This is a genomic window from Mycoplana ramosa (assembly GCF_041930185.1).
GTDB lineage: Bacteria > Pseudomonadota > Alphaproteobacteria > Rhizobiales > Rhizobiaceae > Mycoplana > Mycoplana ramosa.
Map to the genome: position 1 here is coordinate 237349 of NZ_JBHEEW010000003.1, position 20021 is coordinate 257369.

At 64.0% G+C, this 20021-nt stretch carries 19 protein-coding genes and 1 pseudogene; 18 read left to right on the forward strand and 2 right to left on the reverse strand.

Annotated features, from left to right (window positions below; all coding sequences use genetic code 11):
- Positions 1 to 18: 18 nt before the first annotated feature.
- Complete coding sequence (locus JNC62_RS05510) at positions 19 to 672, reverse strand: hypothetical protein (protein WP_374836731.1); 654 nt, start codon at positions 670 to 672, stop codon at positions 19 to 21.
- 309 nt (positions 673 to 981) lie between these two features.
- On the opposite strand from JNC62_RS05510, the gene sdhC reads away from it, so the two are divergent.
- The 18 genes and pseudogenes from sdhC to JNC62_RS05600 all read left to right on the forward strand — a co-directional run bounded on the left by sdhC (position 982) and on the right by JNC62_RS05600 (position 18824).
- Complete coding sequence (gene sdhC / locus JNC62_RS05515) at positions 982 to 1374, forward strand: succinate dehydrogenase, cytochrome b556 subunit (protein WP_374836733.1); 393 nt, start codon at positions 982 to 984, stop codon at positions 1372 to 1374.
- A 9-nt stretch (positions 1375 to 1383) separates the two neighbouring features.
- Positions 1384 to 1764, forward strand: coding sequence for a succinate dehydrogenase, hydrophobic membrane anchor protein (sdhD, locus tag JNC62_RS05520; protein WP_374836735.1), 381 nt, complete (start codon positions 1384 to 1386; stop codon positions 1762 to 1764).
- A gap of 6 nt (positions 1765 to 1770) precedes the next feature.
- Positions 1771 to 3612 (forward strand): succinate dehydrogenase flavoprotein subunit, encoded by a 1842-nt coding sequence (gene sdhA, locus JNC62_RS05525; protein ID WP_374836737.1) that lies wholly within the window; start codon positions 1771 to 1773, stop codon positions 3610 to 3612.
- Positions 3613 to 3630: 18 nt separating this feature from the next.
- On the forward strand, positions 3631 to 4410 hold the full coding sequence (locus JNC62_RS05530; RefSeq protein WP_374836739.1) for a succinate dehydrogenase iron-sulfur subunit: 780 nt from the start codon (positions 3631 to 3633) through the stop codon (positions 4408 to 4410).
- Positions 4411 to 4653: 243 nt separating this feature from the next.
- Positions 4654 to 5181 carry a protease inhibitor Inh/omp19 family protein gene (locus JNC62_RS05535; protein WP_374836741.1) on the forward strand — a complete coding sequence of 176 codons (528 nt, stop codon included), beginning with the start codon at positions 4654 to 4656 and terminating at the stop codon, positions 5179 to 5181.
- A 62-nt stretch (positions 5182 to 5243) separates the two neighbouring features.
- On the forward strand, positions 5244 to 6404 hold the full coding sequence (gene zapE, locus JNC62_RS05540; protein ID WP_374836933.1) for a cell division protein ZapE: 1161 nt from the start codon (positions 5244 to 5246) through the stop codon (positions 6402 to 6404).
- Positions 6405 to 6583: 179 nt separating this feature from the next.
- Entirely contained in the window at positions 6584 to 7546 is a 963-nt protein-coding gene (gene mdh, locus JNC62_RS05545) for a malate dehydrogenase (protein WP_108002471.1), read from the forward strand.
- 30 nt (positions 7547 to 7576) lie between these two features.
- A complete protein-coding gene (gene sucC / locus JNC62_RS05550; RefSeq protein ID WP_374836743.1) occupies positions 7577 to 8770 on the forward strand; it encodes an ADP-forming succinate--CoA ligase subunit beta in 1194 nt (397 codons plus the stop codon).
- Between the two features lie 19 nt (positions 8771 to 8789).
- Complete coding sequence (gene sucD, locus JNC62_RS05555; protein WP_374836745.1) at positions 8790 to 9695, forward strand: succinate--CoA ligase subunit alpha; 906 nt, start codon at positions 8790 to 8792, stop codon at positions 9693 to 9695.
- A gap of 153 nt (positions 9696 to 9848) precedes the next feature.
- Positions 9849 to 12845, forward strand: coding sequence for a 2-oxoglutarate dehydrogenase E1 component (locus tag JNC62_RS05560; protein WP_374836747.1), 2997 nt, complete (start codon positions 9849 to 9851; stop codon positions 12843 to 12845).
- Between the two features lie 14 nt (positions 12846 to 12859).
- Positions 12860 to 13159: a YciI family protein gene (locus JNC62_RS05565; protein WP_374836749.1), complete on the forward strand. Its 300-nt coding sequence runs from the start codon at positions 12860 to 12862 to the stop codon at positions 13157 to 13159.
- Between the two features lie 50 nt (positions 13160 to 13209).
- Positions 13210 to 14433: a 2-oxoglutarate dehydrogenase complex dihydrolipoyllysine-residue succinyltransferase gene (gene odhB, locus JNC62_RS05570; protein ID WP_374836751.1), complete on the forward strand. Its 1224-nt coding sequence runs from the start codon at positions 13210 to 13212 to the stop codon at positions 14431 to 14433.
- A 12-nt stretch (positions 14434 to 14445) separates the two neighbouring features.
- Entirely contained in the window at positions 14446 to 14859 is a 414-nt protein-coding gene (locus tag JNC62_RS05575) for an MAPEG family protein (RefSeq protein ID WP_374836752.1), read from the forward strand.
- 16 nt (positions 14860 to 14875) lie between these two features.
- On the forward strand, positions 14876 to 15517 hold the full coding sequence (locus JNC62_RS05580; RefSeq protein WP_374836754.1) for a LysE family transporter: 642 nt from the start codon (positions 14876 to 14878) through the stop codon (positions 15515 to 15517).
- Between the two features lie 3 nt (positions 15518 to 15520).
- Positions 15521 to 16027 (forward strand): hypothetical protein, encoded by a 507-nt coding sequence (locus JNC62_RS05585; RefSeq protein WP_374836755.1) that lies wholly within the window; start codon positions 15521 to 15523, stop codon positions 16025 to 16027.
- Positions 16024 to 16758, forward strand: a pseudogene (locus JNC62_RS05590) (SDR family oxidoreductase); the annotation flags it as partial. The gene JNC62_RS05585 and the pseudogene JNC62_RS05590, both read left to right, overlap by 4 nt.
- A gap of 42 nt (positions 16759 to 16800) precedes the next feature.
- The gene (gene lpdA / locus JNC62_RS05595) at positions 16801 to 18207 is read left to right on the forward strand and encodes a dihydrolipoyl dehydrogenase (protein ID WP_374836935.1); all 1407 of its coding nucleotides are present in this window, start codon (positions 16801 to 16803) and stop codon (positions 18205 to 18207) included.
- 116 nt (positions 18208 to 18323) lie between these two features.
- Positions 18324 to 18824: a cytochrome b gene (locus JNC62_RS05600; protein WP_374836757.1), complete on the forward strand. Its 501-nt coding sequence runs from the start codon at positions 18324 to 18326 to the stop codon at positions 18822 to 18824.
- A gap of 35 nt (positions 18825 to 18859) precedes the next feature.
- Here JNC62_RS05600 and JNC62_RS05605 read toward each other — a convergent pair whose 3' ends face one another.
- A complete protein-coding gene (locus JNC62_RS05605; RefSeq protein WP_374836758.1) occupies positions 18860 to 19945 on the reverse strand; it encodes a TraB/GumN family protein in 1086 nt (361 codons plus the stop codon).
- Positions 19946 to 20021 lie beyond the last annotated feature (76 nt).

Here is a 20021-nt window from a genome sequence, read left to right on the forward strand (position 1 = left end):
GAAGCCGGACGCAACCCGTCAGGGGCGGATGACGCAGACACCGGCTTCAAAGCTGCAGCTCGACGTTTCCGTTTCCGGCGACACGATGATGACCTTGGCGTTGTTGGCAGGGCGGACCGGATAGCCGCCCTGATCGCCCATTCCATCGCCATAGCCATCGACGTAGAAGTACATCCCGTTTCCAGGATCGTCATAGGCTGAGATCGAGCCGCCGTAGAAGTTGTTGTTGAACCGCTCGCGGTCCTCATATTGGCCGGCGTAATAAGGGCGGTACGGCCCAGCGTAATAGGGGCGCACGCGATTGCGCAACAGGTCCGGCTGCTCCACCCAGTCAGGACGGGCTACCTGCCAGTTCCGGCCGAAGCGCCAGTCGTTTCCGCCGCGCCAGTCGCGTCGCCAGCGGTGATTGTCCCGGAACAGGTTGCCGCCGACGATGTCCCGGCCGAGCACATTGCGATCCCTGTTCCGGTGACGATGGTTGTCATCGTTCCGGGCCTGGTGGTTGCGCCTCCAGACGCGGGACATGTTTCCGCCTGAGACGCTGCCATTGGAAAAGCCGTTATGGCCGCTGCCGTCATGGCGGTCTCGCGCCTCGACCGGCATCGACATGACGAACGGAACGGTGACGGCGAGCGCGACCGCCATCATGCAGCCTCTTGAAAACAGACTCATTCTGTTTTGCCTCCAGGTTACGCGGAAACAGGTCCACACAACCAGTTTTGCCGATTTTCAGTTGAAAGTCACGGACTTGGTTAACCAGTTGATAACAACTGTTAACAATGGTTAACGGGCCTGGAGGTCCCTCAACGCCACACTTTTGTCTTAATCGATTAAATTGATTTTGCAGTGCAATGACACTTGTCGTTCCGCATTCCGGCGATTAAACGTCGCTCTCACTGCATTGCGCACATACTAAGTGCAATTCCGGAGCATGATCGTCCAGTTATCGGGGCAATTCTCCGGAGTTCCGTGAGGGTTCTGATGACGAATGTCACAAAAAGCCGGCCGCTCTCGCCGCATCTTCAAATCTATAAGCCGATCCCGACCATGGTCATGTCGATCATGCACCGCATCACTGGTGGTGCGCTCTATGTCGGCACGGTTCTCGTCGCCTGGTGGCTGATCGCAGCCGCGATGGGTGAAAGCTACTTCGACTGGGTCAGCTGGTTCTTCGGCACCTGGATCGGCCGGTTGGTCCTGTTCGGCTACACCTGGGCGCTGTTCCATCACATGCTCGGGGGCATCCGTCACCTGGTCTGGGACACGGGGCGCGGCTACGAGAAGCATTTCTCCACCAAGGTTGCAAAGGCCATGCCGGTCGCATCCGTCGCGCTGGCGGTGCTGACCTGGATCATCGGTTATCTGGTGCGCTGAGGAACTGACATGGATATGCGTACACCTCTCGGTCGCGTTCGCGGCCTCGGTTCGGCCAAGGACGGCACCGACCACTTCTGGCGTCAACGTCTCACCGCGGTCGCCAACCTGCCGCTGCTTCTGTTCTTCGTCGGCTTCATCGTCTGCTATGCCGGCGCGCCCTATGCGGAGGTCCGCGCGGCGCTGTCGCATCCGATTGTTGCGGTGCTGATGGGTCTGGTGGTCATCTCCGGGCTGTACCATATGAAGCTCGGCATGCAGGTCATCATCGAGGACTATGTCCATGCAGAAGGATCCAAGATCCTGCTGCTCATGCTCAACACCTTCTTTGCGGCGCTGGTCGGCGGGCTCTGTCTTTTCGCCGTCCTGAAGATCGCTTTCGCAGGATAATTCACCATGGCACCGAACTCCTCGCCGGCGATGAACGGCAAAGCCTATCAGTATGTCGACCACGCCTACGACGTAGTGGTCGTTGGCGCCGGTGGCGCGGGTTTGCGCGCCACGCTCGGCATGGCCGAGCAGGGCTTCCGCACTGCCTGCATCACCAAGGTGTTTCCCACCCGCTCGCACACCGTCGCCGCCCAGGGCGGCATCGCTGCCTCGCTGCAGAACATGACGCCGGACAGCTGGCAGTGGCACCTCTACGACACCGTGAAGGGGTCCGACTGGCTCGGCGATGTCGACGCGATGCAGTATCTCGCCATGGAAGCGCCGAAGGCGGTCTATGAGCTCGAGCACTACGGCGTGCCGTTCTCGCGCAACGAGGAAGGCAAGATCTACCAGCGGCCGTTCGGCGGCCACATGCAGAACTACGGCGAAGGGCCGCCGGTGCAGCGCACTTGTGCCGTCGCCGACCGCACCGGCCACGCCATCCTGCACACGCTCTACGGCCAGTCGCTGCGCAACAACGCCGAGTTCTTCATCGAGTACTTCGCGATCGACCTGATCATGTCGCCCGACGGCCGCTGCACCGGCGTCGTCGCCTGGAACCTCGACGACGGGACGATCCACCGCTTCACCGCAAAGATGGTGGTGCTGGCGACCGGCGGCTATGGCCGCGCCTACTTCTCGGCGACCTCGGCCCACACCTGCACCGGCGACGGCGGCGGCATGGCCGCCCGCGCCGGCCTGCCGTTGCAGGACATGGAGTTCGTGCAGTTCCATCCGACCGGCATCTACGGCTCCGGCTGTCTGATCACCGAAGGCGCCCGCGGCGAGGGCGGCTATCTCGTCAATTCCGAAGGCGAGCGCTTCATGGAGCGCTATGCGCCGTCGGCCAAGGACCTTGCCTCGCGCGACGTCGTTTCGCGCTGCATGACGCTGGAAATCCGCGAAGGCCGCGGCGTCGGCAAGAACAAGGACCATATCTTCCTGCACCTCGATCATCTCGATCCGGCCGTCCTCCACGAGCGCCTGCCGGGCATCTCCGAGAGCGCCAAGATCTTCGCCGGCGTTGACGTGACCCGCGAGCCGATCCCGGTCCTGCCGACCGTCCACTACAACATGGGCGGCGTTCCGACGAACTTCTGGGGCGAAGTGCTCAACGCCGACAGCGCCAACCCGGAGCGCATCGCGCCCGGACTGATGGCGGTCGGCGAGGCCGGCTGCGCCTCGGTGCACGGCGCAAACCGGCTCGGCTCCAACTCGCTGATCGACCTTGTTGTCTTCGGCCGCGCCGCGGCGATCCGCGCCGGCGAGGTCATCGACCGCAACGAGCCGATCCCGGCGCTCGACAAGGCCGCCTGCGACAAGATCATGGACCGCTTCGACCGGCTGCGCTTTGCCGATGGCGGTACGCCGACGGCGGTGCTGCGCGACAAGATGCAGCGCACCATGCAGGAAGACGCGGCGGTGTTCCGCACCCAGGAATCGCTCGAAAACGGCTGCCGCCGCATGAAGGAGCTCTGGGGCGAAATGGCCGACCTGAAGGTCACCGACCGCTCGTTGATCTGGAACTCCGACCTGGTGGAGACGCTGGAGCTGGAGAACCTGATGGCGAACGCCATCACCACGGTCGTCGGCGCCGAAGCCCGCAAGGAAAGCCGCGGCGCGCATGCGCGCGAGGATTACAAGGACGGCCCGCTCGGTGGCCGCGACGACGTCAACTGGCGCAAGCATACCCTTGCCTGGGTGAATGAAGCCGGCGACGTGAAGCTCGACTATCGCCCGGTCCACACCGACCTCATCGCCGAAGGCATCGATCCGCAGAAGATCGCGCCGAAGGCCCGCGTCTACTGATCCCGAGGAAAACTGGATATGGTTGAACTCGCCCTCCCGAAGAACTCGCAGGTCACCGAAGGCAAGGTCTGGCCGAAGCCGGCCGGCGCGACCAACACCCGCGAGTTCCGCGTCTATCGCTGGAGCCCGGACGACGGCAAGAACCCGTCGATCGACACCTACTATGTCGACGTCGACGACTGCGGCCCGATGGTCCTCGACGCGTTGCTCTACATCAAGAACAAGATCGATCCGACGCTGACGCTGCGCCGTTCCTGTCGCGAGGGCATCTGCGGTTCGTGCGCGATGAACATCGACGGCACCAATACGCTCGCCTGCACCAAGGGCATGGACGAGGTCAGTGGCGCCGTGAAGGTCTACCCGCTGCCGCACATGCCGGTGGTCAAGGATCTCGTGCCGGACCTGACGCATTTTTACGCCCAGCACCGCTCGATCGAGCCCTGGCTGAAGACGGTTTCGCCGACACCGGCGAAGGAGTGGCTGCAGAGCCATGAGGACCGGCAGAAGCTCGACGGCCTCTACGAGTGCATCCTGTGCGCCTGCTGCTCGACCTCCTGTCCGAGCTACTGGTGGAACGGCGACCGCTATCTCGGCCCGGCCGTGCTGCTGCAGGCCTATCGCTGGCTGATCGATAGCCGTGACGAAGCGACCGGCGAGCGCCTCGACAACCTCGAGGATCCGTTCCGCCTCTATCGTTGCCACACGATCATGAACTGTGCCCAGGCCTGCCCGAAGGGTCTGAACCCGGCCAAGGCGATCGGCGAGATCAAGAAGATGCTGGTCGAGCGTCGGCTGTAACCGGCGCGCCGTCTCAATCCTGCAAATGCCGGGCAACTTGCCCGGCATTTTTGTTGCGGGCCTGCAGTGACACGGAAAGCATGCAGCCGGCTACCCGGTTGACATTGCTGTCGACCGAGGGCTGATCGCGCTCGGCCCCGGCCAATCCGTCGGCCAAGACTTGATTTAGACTCGCGATTCACGCTAATCCGGCCAGGATTGCTACGTATTCATGGCGTCCGACGCAGCGGCAGGAGTTTCGACATGCGAATTCAACATGTGGCAGGCGGCTTGATGATGGCGCTCGCACTGGCCGGTTGCCAGCGGACTTCGATGAGCGGCATCGACACGCAGCCGGTCGCGCCGCTGCAGGCCGCCCCGGTCGGCACCGTGTCCTCGGGCCAGCTGCCCGATCCGACGACGAGCACCTCGCAGCAGTTCCCGGCCGCCCCCACAACCGACACCGCGATGGCGATGCCCGGTGATGCGTCTGGTGCCGCCGCCGGCGGGCTCGAGGTGAAAAAGGAAGCGATGGTCGGCAACTGGCGCGTCGCCAACGGCCCGACCTCCTGCGACATGTTCCTCACGCTGACCAATCTCGGCTCCGGCTCGCGCGGCGGCACGCGCGGCTGCGCCGGCGAGCTGACGCAGATGGGCTCGTGGGAAGTGGCCGGAGGCCAGGTGATCCTGAAGGACCGCAGCGGCAACCCGATCGCTCGCCTGAGCCGGACCGGCGACTCCCGGTTCGAGGGCGCGACCTCCGGCGGGCAGCCGATCAGCCTGTCGCGCTGATCATCGACGGCCAACACATCACGGAGATCGGTCACGTGCCCACCAAGCAGGATTGGGACGGTGTGTCCGCCTATGCCGAACACGGCGTCTCCGACCGGCTGACGGCGATGGTGGCGGCGGGCGAGTTGCGTGCCGACCCGCTGCAGACGGCGATGGCGCTGCGGTTCGATGCCCTGCTGGAAGCCATCCAGGCCCAGCGTCCGGCGCGCAAGACGAGCGCGCTCGGCTGGCTTTTCGCCTCCCGCAAGCCGGAGAAGTCCGCCGTGCCGCGTGGGCTCTACATCCATGGTGGGGTGGGGCGCGGCAAGACCATGCTGATGGACCTGTTCTTCGCGCTCGTTCCGATCAAGCGCAAGCGCCGGGCCCATTTTCACGAGTTCATGGCCGACGTGCACGAACGCATCCATCAGCATCGGCAGAAGTTGAAGCGCGGCGAGACGAAGCAGGCCGACCCCGTTCCGCCGGTCGCCGAGAGCCTGATCGCGGAGGCACGGCTCCTCTGCTTCGATGAGTTCTCGGTCACCGACATCGCCGATGCGATGATCCTGTCGCGGCTCTTCGGCGAGTTGTTCGCGCGCGGCTGCATTCTCGTGGCGACCTCGAACGTCGAGCCGGACAATCTCTACAAGGACGGGCTGAATCGCGGGCTGTTTCTGCCTTTCGTCGACCTCCTGAAGAAGCACGTCGACATCGTGGCGCTGGATTCACAGACGGACTATCGCCTGGAGAAGGACGAAGGCCTTCCGGTCTTCCGTTTTCCCCTTGGCCCGGACGCCGACGAGGCGATGGACCGGGCCTGGCGCCGGGAAACGGCCGGTCTGGAGGTGGCGCCGGCGGCGATCGGCTTTCGCGGGCGCAAGATTGCGGTGCCGGCGGCGGCGGGCAGGACCGCGCGGTTTACCTTCGCCGACCTCTGCGAGAAACCGCATGGCGCGGCGGACTACCTGGCCATTCTCAAACACTACGATACCATTTTCGTCGATCACATCCCGTTCCTCGGACCGGATCGCCGAAACGAGACGAAGCGTTTCATCAACCTCGTCGACACGATCTACGATCAGGGCGCGCGCCTTTTTGCATCGGCCGTTGCCGCCCCTGAAAATCTGCTCGTGGCGAAGAAGGGGACGGAAGGTTTCGAGTTCGACCGCACGGTTTCCCGGCTGATCGAGATCCGCAGCGTGGAGTACGCCGAAAGCCATCGGCAGCGGATCGCTGAATTGTGACGAATTTGCAGCCAAAAAACTTACGTGAACGTAAGAAAATTTGCTTCTAACCGATTGAAATATCTCGCACCAAAAGTAGTGATTGATATTGCGGTGGTTGGGCGCTATTGCGTTTTGTCGGACGGTTGGGCGTTTGCGGCGCCGACCTTTCGAAGTTAGATCGCAAAGGAAGCACTTTCATGGCGCGCAAGAAGATCGCACTTATTGGTTCTGGAATGATCGGTGGCACGCTGGCCCATCTGGCCGGCTTGAAGGAACTGGGCGACATCGTCCTGTTCGATATTGCTGACGGCATCCCCCAGGGCAAGGGCCTCGACATCGCCCAGTCGTCCCCCGTCGAAGGCTTCAATGCCTCGCTCACCGGCGCCAGCGACTATGCGGCAATCGAAGGCGCGGACGTCTGCATCGTCACCGCCGGCGTCGCCCGCAAGCCGGGCATGAGCCGCGACGACCTGCTCGGCATCAACCTCAAGGTCATGGAACAGGTCGGCGCCGGCATCAAGAAATATGCCCCGAACGCCTTCGTCATCTGCATCACCAACCCGCTCGACGCGATGGTCTGGGCGCTGCAGAAGTTCTCCGGCCTGCCGAAGAACATGGTCGTCGGCATGGCCGGCGTTCTCGACAGCGCCCGCTTCCGCCTGTTTCTCTCCGAGGAATTCAACGTCTCCGTCCAGGACGTCACCGCGTTCGTGCTCGGCGGCCACGGCGACACGATGGTGCCGCTCGCCCGTTACTCCACCGTCGCCGGCATTCCGCTCACCGACCTCGTCAAGATGGGCTGGTGCACGCAGGAGCGCCTCGACCAGATCATCCAGCGCACCCGTGACGGCGGCGCCGAGATCGTCAGCCTGCTGAAGACCGGCTCGGCCTACTACGCCCCGGCCGCCTCGGCGATCGAAATGGCCGAGTCCTACCTGAAGGACAAGAAGCGCGTCCTGCCGGTCGCCGCTCACCTCTCCGGTCAGTACGGCGTCAAGGACATGTATGTCGGCGTTCCGGTCGTTCTCGGTGCCGGCGGCGTCGAGCGCATCGTCGAGATCGACCTCAACAAGGCCGAGAAGGAAGCCTTCGACAAGTCGGTCGGCGCCGTCGCCGGGCTCTGCGAAGCCTGCATCAACATCGCTCCGGCGCTGAAGTAAACCGCTTCGGCCAAGAGAGAGGATTTTTCCATGAACATTCACGAATATCAGGCGAAGGCGCTGCTGAAGAGCTACGGCGCACCGGTTGCCGAAGGCGTGGCCATTCTCAAGGTCGAAGAGGCCGAGGCTGCCGCCAGGAAGCTCCCCGGCCCGCTCTATGTGGTCAAGAGCCAGATCCACGCGGGCGGTCGCGGCAAGGGCAAGTTCAAGGAACTCGGCCCCGACGCCAAGGGCGGCGTTCGCCTGGCGAAGTCGATCGACGAGGTCGTTGCCCACGCCAAGGAAATGCTGGGCAACACCCTGGCGACGGCGCAGACCGGCGAGGCCGGCAAGCAGGTCAATCGCCTCTACATCGAAGACGGCGCCGACATCGCCCGCGAGCTCTACTGCTCGCTGCTGGTCGACCGCTCGGTCGGTCGCGTTGCCTTCGTCGTCTCGACCGAGGGCGGCATGGACATCGAGGCCGTCGCCCACGACACGCCTGAGAAGATCCACACGATCGCCATCGATCCGGAAGCCGGCGTCACCGCCGACGACGTCGCCAGAATCTCCAAGGCCCTCGAACTGTCGGGTGCGGCCGCCGAAGACGCCAAGTCGCTCTTCCCGGCGCTCTACAAGGCCTTCGTCGAGAAGGACATGGCGCTGCTCGAGATCAACCCGCTGATCGTCATGCAGAATGGCCACCTGCGTGTGCTCGATGCCAAGGTCTCCTTCGACGGCAACGCACTGTTCCGTCACGACGACATCAAGGCCCTGCGTGACGAGACCGAAGAAGACGCCAAGGAAATCGAGGCCTCCAAGTGGGACCTCGCCTACGTGGCGCTCGACGGCAACATCGGCTGCATGGTCAACGGCGCCGGCCTCGCCATGGCGACGATGGACATCATCAAGCTCTACGGCAAGGAGCCGGCCAACTTCTGCGACGTCGGCGGTGGCGCCGGCAAGGAGAAGGTCGCGGCCGCCTTCAAGATCATCACCGCCGACCCGAAGGTCGAGGGCATCCTCGTCAACATCTTCGGCGGCATCATGCGCTGTGACGTCATCGCCGAAGGCGTCGTCGCGGCCGTGCAGGAAGTCGGTCTGAAGGTTCCGCTCGTCGTTCGCCTCGAAGGCACCAATGTCGAGCTCGGCAAGAAGATCCTCAACGAGTCGGGTCTGGCGATCACTGCCGCCGACGACCTTGACGATGCGGCGAAGAAGATCGTCGCGGCGATCAAAGCCTAATCTGGAAGGACCGGAAAGAATGTCTATTCTCGTCAACAAGGACACGAAGGTCCTGGTTCAGGGCCTGACCGGCAAGACCGGCACCTTCCATACCGAACAGGCGCTCGCCTATTACGGCACCAAGATGGTCGGCGGTATCCACCCGAAGAAGGGCGGCGAAACGTGGTCGTCGGGCGTCGACGGCACTGTGCTGCCGATCTTCGCCTCCGTCGCCGAAGCCAGGGAAAAGACCGGCGCGGACGCGACCGTGATCTACGTTCCGCCGGCAGGTGCTGCGGATGCGATCATCGAGGCGATCGACGCCGAGATCCCGTTCATTACCTGCATCACCGAGGGCATCCCGGTGATGGACATGGTGCGGGTGAAGGCCAAGCTCGACAAGTCGAAGTCGCGGCTGCTCGGCCCGAACTGCCCGGGCATCCTGACGCCGGAAGAATGCAAGATCGGCATCATGCCGGGCTCGATCTTCCGCAAGGGCTCGGTCGGCATCGTCTCGCGCTCGGGCACGCTGACCTATGAAGCCGTGTTCCAGACCACCAACGAAGGCCTCGGCCAGACCACCGCCGTCGGCATCGGCGGCGACCCGGTCAAGGGCACCGAGTTCATCGACGTGCTGGAGATGTTCCTCGCAGACGAAGCCACCCAGTCGATCATCATGATCGGCGAAATCGGCGGTTCGGCGGAGGAAGACGCGGCGCAGTTCCTGATCGACGAGGCCAAGAAGGGCCGCAAGAAGCCGATGGCCGGCTTCATCGCGGGCCGCACGGCGCCGAAGGGCCGCACGATGGGTCACGCCGGCGCGGTCGTTTCCGGCGGCAAGGGCGACGCAGAATCGAAGATCGCGGCCATGGAATCGGCCGGCATCCGCGTTTCGCCGTCGCCGGCACGCCTCGGCAAGACCCTCGTCGAAGTCCTCAAGGGCTGAGGCGACACAAACGGCCGGCACCTCGCCGGCCGTTCCATGACGGTCGCCCGGGCCCCGCCGTTGCGAGGGGCCGGGCGGGCAGTTCTTCCGGACTTCTAGGGCCGGGAGCGGTTTTCAGTCAGGAGGCGGGCGCGGCGCCCGCGAGTGGCACACATGGCAAGACAAGACGCCAACGAACAGTTTCAGGTAACGTCGTTCCTCGACGGCGCCAACGCCAACTATATCGAACAGCTCTATGCCCGTTTCGAGCAGGACCCGTCATCGGTGTCGCCGGAGTGGCAGAGCTTCTTCAAGGGTCTGGGCGACCAGCCCGCCGACATCCAGAAGGCCGCAAAGGGCGCGTCGTGGAAGAAGTCGAACTGGCCGATCGCCGCCAATGGCGAGCTCGTATCAGCCCTCGACGGTGACTGGGGCACGGTCGAAAAGGCGATCGAAAAGAAGGTCAAGGCGAAGGCCGAGGCCGTGGCCGCCCAGACTGGCGCACCGGTCAGCGCCAGCGAAGTCGTGCAATCGACCCGCGATTCTGTTCGCGCCATCATGATGATCCGTGCCTATCGCATGCGCGGCCATCTGCATGCCAACCTCGATCCACTCGGCCTGGCCGATCCTGTCGACGACTACAACGAGCTGTCCCCGTCGGCCTACGGCTTCACTGAAGCCGACTACGACCGCAAGATCTTCATCGACAACGTGCTCGGTCTCGAATACGCGACGATCCCGCAGATGATCGAGATCCTGAAGCGCACCTATTGCTCCACGCTTGGCGTCGAGTTCATGCACATCTCCGATCCGGAGATCAAGGCGTGGATCCAGGCCCGCATCGAGGGGCCGGACAAGGGGGTCGATTTCACGCCGGAAGGCAAAAAGGCGATTCTCTCCAAGTTGATCGAGGCGGAAGGCTTCGAACAGTTCATCGACGTCAAGTACAAGGGCACGAAGCGATTCGGCCTCGACGGCGGTGAATCGCTGATCCCGGCGCTCGAGCAACTGATCAAGCGCGGCGGCCAGCTCGGCCTGAAGGAAATCGTCCTCGGCATGGCCCATCGCGGCCGCCTGAACGTGCTCTCGCAGGTGATGGCCAAGCCGCACCGGGCGATCTTCCACGAGTTCAAGGGCGGCTCCTATGCCCCCGATGACGTCGAAGGCTCCGGCGACGTGAAGTATCACCTCGGCGCCTCTTCCGATCGCGAGTTCGACAACAACAAGGTCCACCTGTCGCTGACGGCGAACCCGTCGCACCTGGAGATCGTCAACCCGGTCGTCATGGGCAAGGCCCGCGCCAAGCAGGACCAGATGGCGACGATCTTCGAGGGCGACATCATTCCCCTGCGCGAGCGCTCCAAGGTCATGCCGCTGCTGATCCACGGCGATGCCGCCTTCGCGGGGCAGGGCGTCGTGGCGGAAATCCTCGGACTTTCCGGCCTGCGCGGCTACCGCGTCGCGGGCACCGTCCACTTCATCATCAACAACCAGATCGGCTTCACCACGAACCCGGCCTTCTCGCGCTCGTCGCCCTATCCGTCCGACGTGGCGAAAATGATCGAGGCGCCGATCTTCCACGTCAACGGCGACGATCCGGAAGCGGTCGTGTACGCGGCGAAGATTGCGACCGAATACCGGATGAAGTTCCACAAGCCGGTCGTCATCGACATGTTCTGCTACCGCCGCTTCGGCCACAACGAAGGCGACGAGCCGGCGTTCACGCAGCCGAAGATGTACAAGGCGATCCGCGCCCACAAAACGGTCGTCCAGCTTTATGCGCAGCGACTGATCGCCGAAGGCCTGATCACCGAGGGCGAAGTGGAAAAGATGAAGGCGGACTGGCGCGCCAAGCTCGAACAGGAGTTCGAGGCCGGTCAGTCCTACAAGCCGAACAAGGCCGACTGGCTGGACGGCCTCTGGTCGGGCCTGCGCGCCGCCGACAATGCCGACGAGCAGCGCCGCGGCAAGACGTCGGTGCCGATGAAGCAGCTGAAGGAGGTCGGCCGCAAGCTTTCGACCATCCCGGAAGGCTTCAAGGCCCACCGTACGATCCAGCGGTTCATGGACAACCGTGCGCAGATGATCGAGACGGGCGAGGGGCTGGACTGGGCCATGGCCGAGGCGCTCGCTTTCGGTACGCTATGCCTCGACGGCCACAAGATCCGCCTTTCCGGTCAGGACTGTGAACGCGGCACCTTCTCGCAGCGCCATTCCGTCCTGTACGACCAGGAGACGGAAGACCGCTTCATTCCGCTGGCCAACCTGTCGCCGAACCAGGCGCGCTTCGAGGTCATCAACTCGATGCTCTCGGAAGAGGCGGTGCTCGGCTTCGAGTACGGCTACTCGCTGGCGCGTCCGAACGCGCTGACGCTCTGGGAAGCGCAGTTCGGCGACTTCGCCAACGGCGCGCAGGTCGTGTTCGACCAGTTCATCTCGTCGGGCGAACGCAAGTGGCTGCGCATGTCCGGTCTCGTCTGCCTGCTGCCGCATGGTTACGAAGGCCAGGGTCCGGAGCACTCCTCCGCCCGCCTCGAGCGGTTCCTGCAGCTTTGCGCGGAAGACAACATGCAGGTGGCGTATTGCACGACGCCGGCAAACTACTTCCACATCCTGCGCCGGCAGATGCGGCGCGATTTCCGCAAGCCGCTGATCCTGATGACCCCGAAATCGCTGCTGCGCCACAAGCGGGCAGTCTCGAGCCTGTCGGAGCTCGCCGGCGAAAGCTCGTTCCACCGGCTGCTGTGGGACGATGCCGAGGTGATCAAGGACGGGCCGATCAAGCTGCAGAAGGATGCCAAGATCCGGCGCGTCGTCATGTGCTCGGGCAAGGTCTACTACGACCTGCTGGAAGAGCGCGAAAAGCGTGGCATCGACGACGTCTACCTGCTGCGCCTGGAACAGCTCTATCCGTTCCCGGCCAAGGCGCTGATCAACGAGCTGTCGCGCTTCCGCAACGCGGAGATGGTCTGGTGCCAGGAAGAGCCGAAGAACATGGGTTCCTGGTCGTTCATCGATCCGTATCTGGAATGGGTGCTTGCCCACATCGATGCCAAGCACCAGCGCGTCCGCTACACCGGCCGTCCGGCGTCGGCATCGCCGGCAACGGGCCTGATGTCCAAGCATCTTGAACAGCTGGCCGCATTCCTCGAGGATGCGCTCGGCGATTGAGGAGGATGGACGCGATGGCTTACTTCCACTTGAGGCTTCAGCCGCCGCGTCTAAGCTTTCCGCATGATGCTAGCGAGAAGGAGATGGAAGCCATGAACCGGCATGCCGACTACTGGCGCGAGAAGGCTTCGGCAGGAACGGCGATTGCCGTCGGACCGGTCTTCGACGCCGACGGCGCCTGGGGCATGGCGGTGATCGAGGTCGAGGATGAGGCGGCGGCGCAGGCCGTGGCCGACAACGATCCGCTTATCCTCGCCGGCCTCGGCTTTCAGTTCCGCGTCTCGCCCATGCCGTCCCTGATCCTCCGGCCCTGAGGCCGGATCCGCTCAAGAATTCAACCATTCAACATTTCAGGACTTGAACAATGGCTACTGAAATCCGCGTCCCGACCCTCGGTGAATCCGTCAGCGAAGCCACCGTTGGCACCTGGTTCAAGAAGGTCGGCGATGTCGTCAAGGCCGACGAACCGATCGTCGAGCTCGAAACCGACAAGGTGACCGTCGAAGTGCCGGCACCGGCCTCCGGCGTGCTCTCCGAGATCCTCGCCGCCAACGGCGAGACCGTCGGCCTCGGCGCGCTGCTCGGCCAGATCGCCGAAGGCGCTTCTGCCGGCGCGGCCGCACCTGCGGCCAAGGTCGCCGAGCCTGCCGCTGCCGCTGCCCCCGTTGCGGCTGCCGCGCCCGCGTCCTCCATGCCGCCGGCGCCGGCGGCTGCCAAGATGCTGGCCGAAAGCAACCTTTCGTCTGAGCAGGTCGATGGTTCCGGCAAGCGCGGCCAGGTGCTGAAGGGCGACGTGATTGCCGCCGTGGCCAAGGGCATTTCGGCTCCGTCCGCGCCGGCCGAACCGGTGAAGATCCAGGCCCGCGCGCCGTCGTCGGAAGCCGACGCGCTGCGCGAGGAACGGGTGAAGATGACCCGTCTGCGCCAGACGATCGCGCGCCGCCTGAAGGACGCGCAGAACACCGCCGCGATGCTGACCACCTATAACGAGGTCGACATGAAGGCGGTGATGGACTTGCGCAGCCGCTACAAGGACATCTTCGAGAAGAAGCACGGCGTCAAGCTTGGCTTCATGGGCTTCTTCACCAAGGCCGTCACCCACGCGCTGAAGGAACTGCCGGCCGTCAACGCCGAGATCGACGGCACCGACATCATCTACAAGAACTTCTGCCACGTCGGCGTCGCCGTCGGCACCGACAAGGGCCTCGTGGTGCCGGTCGTGCGCGACGCCGACCAGATGTCGATCGCCGAGATCGAGAAGGAGATCGGCCGCCTCGGCAAGGCCGCGCGTGACGGCGCGCTCTCGATGGCCGACATGCAGGGCGGCACGTTCACCATCTCCAATGGTGGCGTCTATGGCTCGCTGATGTCCTCGCCGATCCTCAATGCACCGCAGTCGGGCATCCTCGGCATGCACAAGATCCAGGAGCGTCCGGTCGTCGTCGGCGGTCAGATTGTCATTCGGCCGATGATGTACCTTGCGCTCTCCTACGACCACCGGATCGTGGACGGCAAGGAAGCGGTGACCTTCCTCGTGCGCGTCAAGGAAAGCCTGGAAGATCCGGAACGCCTGGTTCTGGATCTGTAAGGACGGACCCCCATGGACGCAGCAGCGCTCGCAGCCTCACCCTTTGTCACGATTGTGGCATGGAGCGCCGCGTTGCTCGTCCTGCAGGTCGCGCTGCAGGGCTTCCTCTCCACGCTGGAGTTGGGCGCCGAATGGAACGCGGGTCCGCGCGACGACGAGCGCAAGCCTTCGGGCGTGCTCGCCGGGCGCGCGGCCCGCGCCTCGGCAAACCTGCGCGAGACATATCCGGCCTTTGTCGGACTGGCGCTTGCCCTTGCCGTCGCCGGAGATCCTTCGGGATGGGGCTATCGCGGCGCCCTGATCTGGTTCGCCTGCCGCATCCTCTACCTTCCGCTCTATCTGGCGGGGATCGTCTATATCCGCTCGCTGGCATGGCTCGGCGCGCTCGTCGGGCTCTTCTGCATGTTCGCCGCCCTCGTCCTGTGATCGACGGAGACCTGAGATGCATACCTATCTGATCGAGCTGGCCTCGCTGATGGCGATCTTCTCCTTCGCCATCGTCTCCCCCGGCGCCGACCTCGCCATGGTCCTGCGCCAGTCCATCGTCCACGGCCGCCAGTCGGCGATCATCACCTCGTTCGGCATCGGCGTTTCGCTGATGGTCCACGTCACCTATACGATCCTGGGGCTGGGGCTGATCATCTCCCAGTCGATCTACCTCTTCAACATCGCCAAATGGTGCGGTGTCGCCTACCTGATCTACATCGGCGTCAAGGCGTTGCGCGCCGGCCGGTCCGAGATCGACGCCGGGATTGGGTCTGACGTTGCGCCCGCCCAGCACCAATCGGCGCTCAAGGCGTTCGGACTCGGCTTCATGGCCAATGTGCTCAACCCCAAGGCCGTATTCTTCTTCCTGTCGATCTTCTCGACCGTCGTCAGCGCCCACACGCCGATGATGGTAAAGTTCGGCTACGGTCTCGTCATGGCCGCCGCCCTGATCCTCTGGTTCGTCGGCGTCTCCTTGTTCATGACGACGCCGAGAATGCGTTCCGCCTTCTCGCGCGCCAGCCAGTGGATCGACCGCATCAGCGGCGTCGTGTTCATTGCGCTCGGCATCCGGCTTGCGACGGAACGGGCGGGCTAGCTCATGGTCACGCGCGCCCTGCTGGTTTCCACGGTGCTGTCGGCCTTCGCGGCGAGTGCTGCGCTCGCGCAAGAGTGCAAGCAGGAGCGGGCGATCTATGCGGATCGCGACGGCGCCTATGAGCTTGCCTTCGAGCCTGTCGGCTCCGAGGCTGCAGCCGTCACGCACCGTTTCACGGTGAAGGCCGTGAAGGGCGAGCTTTTGCTCGACGGCCACATCATGATGGGTGACGAGGTGGCCCGCTCCATTGGCATGGTCATGCACAACTGCCCGGAAGGGGACGTGACCGGCGAGGAGATTGCCGCCTGCACCGTCTGGCAGGGCATCGTCTATCCGCTGGACCTGACCGGAGCGCCGGCCGAACTGGTCCCGGCCGAAGGAGAAGAGGCCGCGCAACGGCTGCTGTTGGCCGGCTTCGGCCCGGCGTTGCGATTTTCCAGTGCCTGGGACGATGGCAAGCTCTCCGTCGCTCCCTGGGACGTCCTGACCTACAAGGGGTGCGCGCAATGACCGATCATCGCGTGCTTCTCGTGACCGGCGGAAGCCGGGGCATCGGCGCCAGCGTCTGTCGGCTCGCCGCTGCGGCCGGATGGCAGGTTGCGGTGAACTATGCGTCGAATGCGGCAGCAGCAGATGCGGTCGTCGCCGAGATCCGTGCCGCCGGTGGCTCGGCGGTTGCGATCGAAGGCGATGTCGGCACCGAAGCCGGTCTCGCCTCGATCTTCGCTGCGGTGGACGCAACCTTCGGCCGCCTCGACGGACTGGTCAACAATGCCGGCATCGTCGGCCATCCCGCTCGCGTCGACGAGATTTCCGTCGAGCGCCTCGATCGCATGTTCGCCGTCAATGTCATCGGTTCGATCCGCTGCGCGCAGGAAGCCGTGCGGCGCATGTCCACGCGCCACGGCGGCCGGGGCGGAGCGATCGTCAACGTCTCGTCCATGGCGTCATTGCTTGGCTCGGCCGGTCAGTATGTCGACTACGCCGCCACGAAGGGCGCGATCGACAGCTTCACGATCGGGCTCGCGCGCGAGGTCGCCGCGGAGGGCATTCGCGTCAATCTCGTCCGGCCCGGGATCATCGACACGGACATTCACGCCTCGGGCGGGCTGCCGGACAGGGCGCGCGACCTGGCCGCGACAATTCCAATGCAACGTCCGGGTTCGCCGGATGAAGTTGCGCAATCGATCCTCTATCTGCTCTCCGACGCGGCTTCCTATGTAACGGGTGCCGCTCTCAACGTTAGCGGCGGCCGTAGCCGTCGCCCTCAGGAAGGACATTTCATGGCATATGATCTCGTTGTTATCGGTTCGGGTCCTGGCGGTTACGTCTGCGCCATCAAGGCGGCGCAGCTCGGCTTGAAGGTCGCCGTCGTCGAGAAGCGCGCGACCTACGGCGGCACCTGCCTCAACATCGGCTGCATTCCCTCCAAGGCGCTGCTGCACGCCTCCGAGATGTACAGCCACGCCGCCCACGGCATGGACGCACTCGGCATCGAGGGGCTGGCGCCGAAGCTGAACCTCGAGAAGATGATGGGTCACAAGGACGCGACGGTGAAGGCGAACGTCGACGGTGTCGCCTTCCTGTTCAAGAAGAACAAGATCGAGGCCTTCCAGGGCACCGGCAAGGTGCTCGGCGCCGGCAAGGTCGGCGTCACCAACGACAAGGGTGAAGAACAGGTGCTCGAGACGAAGGCAATCGTCATTGCCACCGGCTCGGACGTTGCCGGCATTCCGGGCGTGAAGGTCGATATCGATGAAAAGGTGATCGTCTCCTCGACCGGCGCGATCGCGCTCGACAAGGTACCGCAAAACCTCGTCGTCGTCGGCGGCGGCGTGATCGGGCTCGAACTCGGTTCGGTCTGGCAGCGCCTCGGCGCCAAGGTCACCGTCGTCGAATATCTCGACACCATTCTCGGCGGCATGGACGGCGAGGTTTCCAAGCAGTTCCAGCGCATGCTCGTCAAGCAGGGCATGGACATCAAGGTCGGCGCCAAGGTGACGGCTGTCGAAAAGGGGGCCAGCGGTGCGAAGGTCACCTTCGAGCCGGTCAAGGGCGGCGAGGCGACGACGATCGAAGCCGATGTCGTGCTGATCGCCACCGGCCGCAAACCCTATACCGAGGGTCTCGGGCTTGCCGAGGCCGGTGTAGCGATGGACAAGCGCGGCTGCATCGAGATCGACAGCCACTTCCAGACGACCGTCAAGGGCATCTATGCGATCGGCGACGTCGTGCGCGGCCCGATGCTGGCGCATAAGGCGGAAGACGAAGGCGTCGCGATTGCCGAAATCCTCGCGGGCCAGGCCGGCCACGTGAATTATGACGTCATTCCGGGCGTGGTTTATACCCAGCCGGAAGTCGCATCCGTCGGCAAGACCGAAGAGGAGCTGAAGGCGGCGGGCGTCGCCTACAAGGTCGGCAAGTTCCCGTTCACCGCCAACGGCCGCGCCCGCGCCATGCTCGTCGCCGACGGGTTCGTAAAAATCCTCACGGACAAGCAAACCGATCGCGTTCTCGGCGGTCACATCGTCGGCTTCGGCGCCGGCGAGATGATCCACGAGATCGCCGTCTTGATGGAGTTCGGCGGATCGGCGGAAGACCTCGGCCGCACCTGCCACGCCCATCCGACGATGTCGGAAGCGGTGAAGGAAGCCGCGCTCGCCGCCTTCTTCAAGCCGATTCACATGTAAAAACGCAAACGGCAGATTAAATTTTGTCCACCTTGGAAACCGCGGCTTGCCGATCAAGCCGCGGTTTCTATGTTCAGGATGTTGACTAAGCTAGCATCTTGATAAAAGGCAAGAAAATGCGATCTGCGGTTGCTTTGACCTACTCGGTGCCACAGCGTCTGGTTCACTGGCTGATGGCCGCTCTCATCCTGTTCAACCTCCTCTTTGCCGAGGGCATGGAAAAGCTCTGGCGCGTTGTGCGTGACGGCGGAACGCCCTCCGTAGACCAGGTCTCGGCCGCCAACGTTCACGCCTATGTCGGCATCGCCGTCCTAGCTCTTGCCGTTCTGCGGGTCCTGCTGCGGCTGGCGCAAGGGGCGCCCGCTGCTCCGGCAGAGGAACCGCCGCTTTTTAGAACAGCGGCCAAGGTTGCGCATGCATCGTTCTATCTGCTCTTTTTCGCCCTGCCGCTCAGCGGGATCGCCGCCTACTATTTCGAGATCGGCGGTGCGGCGCTGCCGCATGGGGGACCGCTGAAACTGGCCATGTGGGTCCTGATCGTCGTTCATGTCGCCGCGCTGCTGGTCCACCAGTTCCACTGGAGGACCGCGGTGGCGCAACGCATGACGAAGGGCTGATGCGTGGTCGTCCCAAACGGGGCGGCCGCGGCCTGCTACTTGCCGACTGCGGTTAGAGTAAAACCCTTTAGCCGCAGCAGCTCGATCAGGCCCTCGTTGCCCGGCAGGTGAAGCGCACCGACTGCAACAAAGGCATTGCCGCCGGCCAGAATGGGTGCCGCGCGCTCGGCCATGCGATGGTTGCGGTCAATGATGATGCGCTGCTCGAAATCGGCATAGGCGACGGCATCCCCTTCGCCCTCCGGCACAGCCGCCCGCATCATCGGCATGATCATGCCGGTTGCGCCGGCCAGATAGAGCTGGCTCATGGTCTCGATGACATCATTGATGCCGTCGCGGAGTTCGACGGTCTGGACAAGACCGGCCAACTGCGGCTCGACCGGCAGCGCGTCAAGCGCGGTGATCTGCTCGAGCAGGGTTTCCAGCCCCTTGAGCGTCTTGCCGCTGGCAATCGCATCCTTCGCAAGCTTCTGGTCTAGAAAGGCCGCGCCGGCCTGCTTGCGCGCCATTTCGCAGGCCGGCAGCGCCACGAAGCTTGCGATCATCCAGGGCTTCATCCGCGAAACGGCGGCCAGCGACATACCCCGCGCCTTCAGTCCCTCGGCAAGGATCGCCGCGTCCTTCTCGCCGAGCAGGCCGGTGATCGTGCGGCCGTCGGTGAACATCGTCAGGTCCGGCCGTGCGAGCAGTGCTGCACTCGCCTTCCGCTCGTCGGCGATCTCATCGGATTCGACGACGACCGTCTCCGCCTTATCGTAGGCCGCGCGTGCGCCGTCCGGCATGGCGAGCACGCGCGGATCGGTCACGTGCATGGTGCCGAGCAGATAGGACGGGGCGATACCCGCTTTCTCGATTTTCCAGAAGATGCCTTGGCTGTTCGGCGTCGCCTGGGCTTCCGCCAGCAGCCTGCCATAGGCCGCCGGGTCGCTCGCCTGCATCCTTAGGAGCAGGTTCTCTCCGCCGCAGGCCGGCTCCTCGGCAGCACTTGCCGGGGAAAGCGACAGAAGGACGAATAAGAAGAGCGTGGCAGCGAGGACATGAAGCATCGCCACGAGCCAGAGGGCCGTGTCCGCCAGGCGATCGAGGCGATGTTCCCGGGCCGGTTGAAGGAAACTTTTCATCAGCTTTCGGCTCCCAGCATTTTCAGCCTGAAACTAGCGGCGGAGCCCTCACAATCCCTTAACGGGACGACGTGTG